Annotated in this window: 5 protein-coding genes; all 5 read right to left on the bottom strand. The window is 41.2% G+C overall.

Annotation, left to right across the window (positions count from 1 at the left end):
• Nucleotides 1-472: DUF881 domain-containing protein (locus WB217_RS07600; protein ID WP_423992144.1), on the bottom strand; the 472-nt coding region annotated here is incomplete at its 3' end.
• 151 nt (nt 473-623) lie between these two features.
• On the bottom strand, nt 624-1,358 hold the full coding sequence (locus WB217_RS07595) for a DUF881 domain-containing protein (protein WP_423992146.1): 735 nt from the start codon (nt 1,356-1,358) through the stop codon (nt 624-626).
• Entirely contained in the window at nt 1,306-2,097 is a 792-nt protein-coding gene (locus WB217_RS07590) for a cell division protein FtsQ/DivIB (RefSeq protein ID WP_423992142.1), read from the bottom strand. The genes WB217_RS07595 and WB217_RS07590 overlap by 53 nt, the downstream gene beginning before the upstream one ends.
• 295 nt (nt 2,098-2,392) lie before the next feature.
• A complete protein-coding gene (murB, locus tag WB217_RS07585; protein WP_423992140.1) occupies nt 2,393-3,301 on the bottom strand; it encodes a UDP-N-acetylmuramate dehydrogenase in 909 nt (302 codons plus the stop codon).
• Nucleotides 3,302-3,362: 61 nt separating this feature from the next.
• The gene (murG, locus tag WB217_RS07580) at nt 3,363-4,457 is read right to left on the bottom strand and encodes an undecaprenyldiphospho-muramoylpentapeptide beta-N-acetylglucosaminyltransferase (protein WP_423992138.1); all 1,095 of its coding nucleotides are present in this window, start codon (nt 4,455-4,457) and stop codon (nt 3,363-3,365) included.
• Between the last annotated feature and the right edge of the window lie 87 nt (nt 4,458-4,544).

The raw sequence follows: 4,544 nt of genomic DNA, 5'->3' as shown, positions 1-4,544 counted from the left end.
TGTCACGGATGACCGTTGTATTGATAATCCTTTCCCCATCAACTGAGACATGCTGGGCACCATACATATTCAACTCATTTAAAAGCCTTTTCAGCATGTCTGGAGAAATGGTAGGAACATCGTCTCCATCAACAATCAAATTAAAAGCCGGGGCGATTGACAGGGTGATTCCTGGGCCTGTTATCTCCGTTAATCCTGCCTCAACCTTTAATTCATTCAATGTTTCCCGGAGTACTTCTTCTTTGCTCTGCTGGCGCTCAGTTTCATACTTCGCTATTTTCTCTTCATTTGACCTGATTTCAAGAAGCAGCTTTGATTGAATTTCTTTCTCTTTCATTAAATCCTCTCGAAGCTGCCATGTGTCCCTCGTGTCCCTGACTTCAGGTTCCCTTACTGTCTGAAACTGGATGGCGATCATCAATCCGATTATAGCCGCAATGATGCTAAAACTTAGATTTTTAGGGCGGCCCAAAAGTATTCACCTTGCTTTCTGTAAGGCTATATACGATGCCAATTCTGCTAAATGCTGATCTGAAATGGATCCCCCGTATGAAAAAGCCTATTTAAACATTCATACCCATACATTAATTCCGTATTTAGGAAGCATGATGATCTTTCAGGCATCAATTCCCAAGAATCGGATCCATCTTGATATCATCCATTTCTTCCATTGTAAAAACAATTTGATCGTTTACAAGCTGATCTTTTATCCCACCAGTAATATTTAATGCGGAAGAAAGAACATTGGGGTCACCAATAGCAGTAATTTCAAAGGGGGCAGGATGCTGGTATCCATCTACAGTAATGACAGGCCCGGTGCATAAGACATAGGAATTATGAGAAATTCTTTGCCCATTTACGGCGATAGCAGCTGCTCCTGAAATGTATAGCTCATTAATTACCTTGAAAACATGGTGCTCATGAACGAGATAGTTATTGATATTTTCTTCGTCAGGATCATACTCTCCATCTGCAAGAGTTACCTTGACACCTTTACCACTGACCTTCACCTTGCCAAGAAACATTCGGTATTTTTCAGCATCTTCTGCCATGTTAAAAAATACTTGTGCTTCTTTCGAAAGGTTTGTTTCAATTTTCCTAACCTTTTCTTGCTTAGCATTTAACTCTTTTTGCAGTTCGCGGTTTTTCTCTTCCTGATCTATTAATTCGTTCCTCAGGTTTAAATGCTGCTCCCACTGCTTGTTTGTCAAGCCTTTGCCATTGTTACTTTCATCCTGTGTAACACGAAATGAAAAAGCGACCATAAAGCCAAGCACCAGGGAAACGAGCGAAAGGATCACACGATTACTGTTCACTTTCTTTTTCAATTTCAACTTCCTCAGCTTCCTCTGCTTCATAAGCTTTAAAATAAGAGCCAACCTCGAGGTCGATCACACCCTTTTTATCAGGGTCGAGCTGGCTGACAATCGAAGGATAGTGTGCCATTTTTTCTGAAAAAGTCCTCAAGCTAGCATTCACTTCAAAACCGTCATTCATATACAGCTTAATTAGGAACCTATCCGTCTTGTCCGGCTTTGAATGAATTTCCGAAATCGAATTAATCACCACTCCGGGAAGGGTCTCGAGTGAATCAATCATTTCATCCAAAACTTTTCCTTCTTTAAAGCCAATTAAAATTGGTGCGTTGACAGGAATTTCATCGATTTGCTTTTCACTAAGAATATGTCCATTTTCAAGGACCGGATAAAAATTCTTGCCTTTTGATATGTAAGCAAGACGGCTGAATTCTTCAAGCTCAATCGCAACAGTATTAGGAAGCTTGACTTTGACTGATGCGTTCTTGATTTCCTGGATCTTCTCCAGTTTTTTTTCAGTCTCTTCCCTGTTTATCTGCCAGACATTAGATTGGAGTGAAATCCCGCTCTCCTCGACAATTTGTTCAAAGGTATAGGATTCATTGCCTGACACTGTAATGCTTTTCACCTTGCTGAGCGGAGATTGAAAATAGATTACACCGGCAATCAATACAAAAAACAAAGCCAGCAGCATGATTAACCTACGATTTGCTTTCTTGCGTCTTTGATGTTTTAGTTTTGGAATTCGGTCTTCTATTGAGACGATTTTCCCCTTGTCCATTTTCAATCCCCTCTTTACCGGCTGTACCCATTCCATAAAAGACTAACATCTTTGATCGTAACTTTGTAGGTTAAAGCCTCCTGAAATATCTTAATATGTCATTGATGGATTCCTGTGTGAGCATCGTATATTTTTAAAGTAATAATATTGATTCCGCCAGGTTTTGTGCGATTTTAAAAAGCACAAAAAGAGAAACCAACGGCACGAAGAAAATCATGCCGTATCCCTACATGGTTTACATCTAATCTAATGAAATATTATATCACAGAATTTGACAGCTTAAAGCAATTTACTGCTATTTTCGTCCTATAATTTCTACCTCTGTCTCCATTTTCACTCCATGTAATTCAAGGACGGTATCTTTTACATGCTGAATGAGGCCAAGCACATCCTCAGCCTTTGCATTCCCTGTGTTTACAATGAAGTTGCCATGAAGTTCAGAAATTTGGGCTCCACCGATGCGATGGCCTTTCAGACCGGATTTCTCAATTAAGTTGCCCGCATAATTAGGAAGCGGGTTCCTGAAAACACTTCCGCAGCTTGGATAATTATAAGGCTGGGTTTCTTTGCGGTAATCTTTATTTTTATGCAATTCGGCAACGATTACTTCCTTATTGCCTTCCTTCAATTGAAATACGGCAGCAACCACAATACCAGGGCGTTCTTTCTGGAGCACTGAGGTTCTATAAGAGAATTTCATCTCTTCATTTGTAAGCCACTCCATTGTGCCATCCTCAAATAACACATAAGCCTTCTCAAGGATTTTTGAAACATCTGATCCATGAGCTCCGGCGTTCATATATACAGCACCGCCAATAGAACCTGGAATGCCACCCGCAAATTCAAGGCCTGCCAGACCCTTCCGGCTGATGGTGATCGCGAAGTTTACAAGTGACATTCCGCCACCGGCTGTCACTCTGTTCCCCTCTATTTTCAATTCATCCAAACCAGATCCAAGCTTAATAACAGCCCCTTCAATCCCTTTATCGGAAACCAGAAGGTTAGATCCCCTGCCGATTACCGTCCACTTCACTCCGGAGTTTTTGATTACATCAATTGCTTTTTTTAGATTATCTATTGATGAAGGCTCAATAAGTATGTCGGCAGGTCCGCCAATTTTCATTGTTGTATGGTTTGCCAGCGGCTCATTTTCCTTAACAGAGCCGATGTTCAATTCTCTAAGTTTGTCAGCTAGATCCTTCATAATTACCTTCCTTTCAGGCTTCAATCATTTTGACCATTTTATGCAGCCACAAGCCTATAGGCTACTTTTTCGCTAATTCCCCCATTAAGTGGTGAAGTCTTTCGGCAGCGTCAGGTATGCCCAACTTTTTTGCAGCTTTCTTCATATCGGCCAATCTTTCATCATTCCCTAATATTTGGTCAATATTCTCAACCAATTTAGGGCCCGTCAAATCTTTTTCAAGCAGCAAGCGAGCTGCTCCATTTTCGCTTAAAGCACGAGCATTTTTTTCCTGATGGTTATCCGTAACATACGGGCTTGGGATCAGGATGCTGGGTATGCCTAATGATGTAAGTTCCGCAAGGGTAGTGGCCCCTGCACGGGAAACCGTTAGATCTACGCCAGCAAGTACTTCAGGCATATTATGGATAAATGGTTTTAAAATCACATTTTCCGGATTTCCAACCAGATCAACTTCTTTTTGAACTTCATCAAAATGAACGTCACCGGTAACGTACAAAACCTGATATGGCTTGCCACTTAACTCTGTTAAGCTTTTGACAACCGCTTCATTAATAGGTCTTGCTCCCCTGCTGCCGCCAAAGATCAGCACAGTTGGCACCTTAAGCTTTAAGCCTGTGGACAACCTGCCCCTGATACCATCTTGTCCTAACACTTCTGTTGCTCTAGGATTACCTGTAAGGACCACCTTTTGTTCTGGAAAAAACTCTCTTGCTTCCTCGAAGCAAATCGCAATTTTATCTACATATCGGCTCAAGAATTTATTTGTCAGTCCAGGAACGCTGTTTTGTTCATGGACAATTGTAGGTATCCCCATTTTTGCGGCCGCATAGACAACCGGTCCGCATACGTAGCCCCCAGTGCCAATGACGACATCTGGCTTGAATTCTTTAAGCATTTTCTTGCTGTCTCTGACTCCCTTAAGAAAGCGCAAAATCGTTTTAACATTCTCGAATGATATTTTTCTTTTAAAACCTGTAATATGTATGGATTTAAAAGGTATATTTTCCCTGGGCACTAACTTGCTCTCGAGCCCTTTTTCAGTCCCTATGTAAAGAAACTCAGCATTCTTATCTTTCTTTTGTATCTCTCTGACCAGTGCAAGCGCAGGGTAAATATGCCCACCTGTACCGCCGCCGCTAACTGCAATCTTCATTTTTCCACACCTCAGCAAAAAATCTTATTTCTCTATATTCCTGTGACAAGCCTTTATAAAAAGGCACTTCACGGTTTTACCCTATTC

Source organism: Mesobacillus sp. (genome assembly GCF_049588175.1).
Lineage (GTDB): Bacteria > Bacillota > Bacilli > Bacillales > Cytobacillaceae > Mesobacillus.
This window is presented reverse-complemented; position numbering and strand designations above follow the sequence as displayed.

Excerpts from the sequence above, each read along its gene's own strand:
- WB217_RS07595 (WP_423992146.1), bottom strand. The coding sequence starts at position 1,358 with ATGAAGCAGAGGAAGCTGAGGAAGTTGAAATTGAAAAAGAAAGTGAAC.
- WB217_RS07590 (WP_423992142.1), bottom strand. The coding sequence starts at position 2,097 with ATGGACAAGGGGAAAATCGTCTCAATAGAAGACCGAATTCCAAAACTA.
- murB (WP_423992140.1), bottom strand. The coding sequence starts at position 3,301 with ATGAAGGATCTAGCTGACAAACTTAGAGAATTGAACATCGGCTCTGTT.
- murG (WP_423992138.1), bottom strand. The coding sequence starts at position 4,457 with ATGAAGATTGCAGTTAGCGGCGGCGGTACAGGTGGGCATATTTACCCT.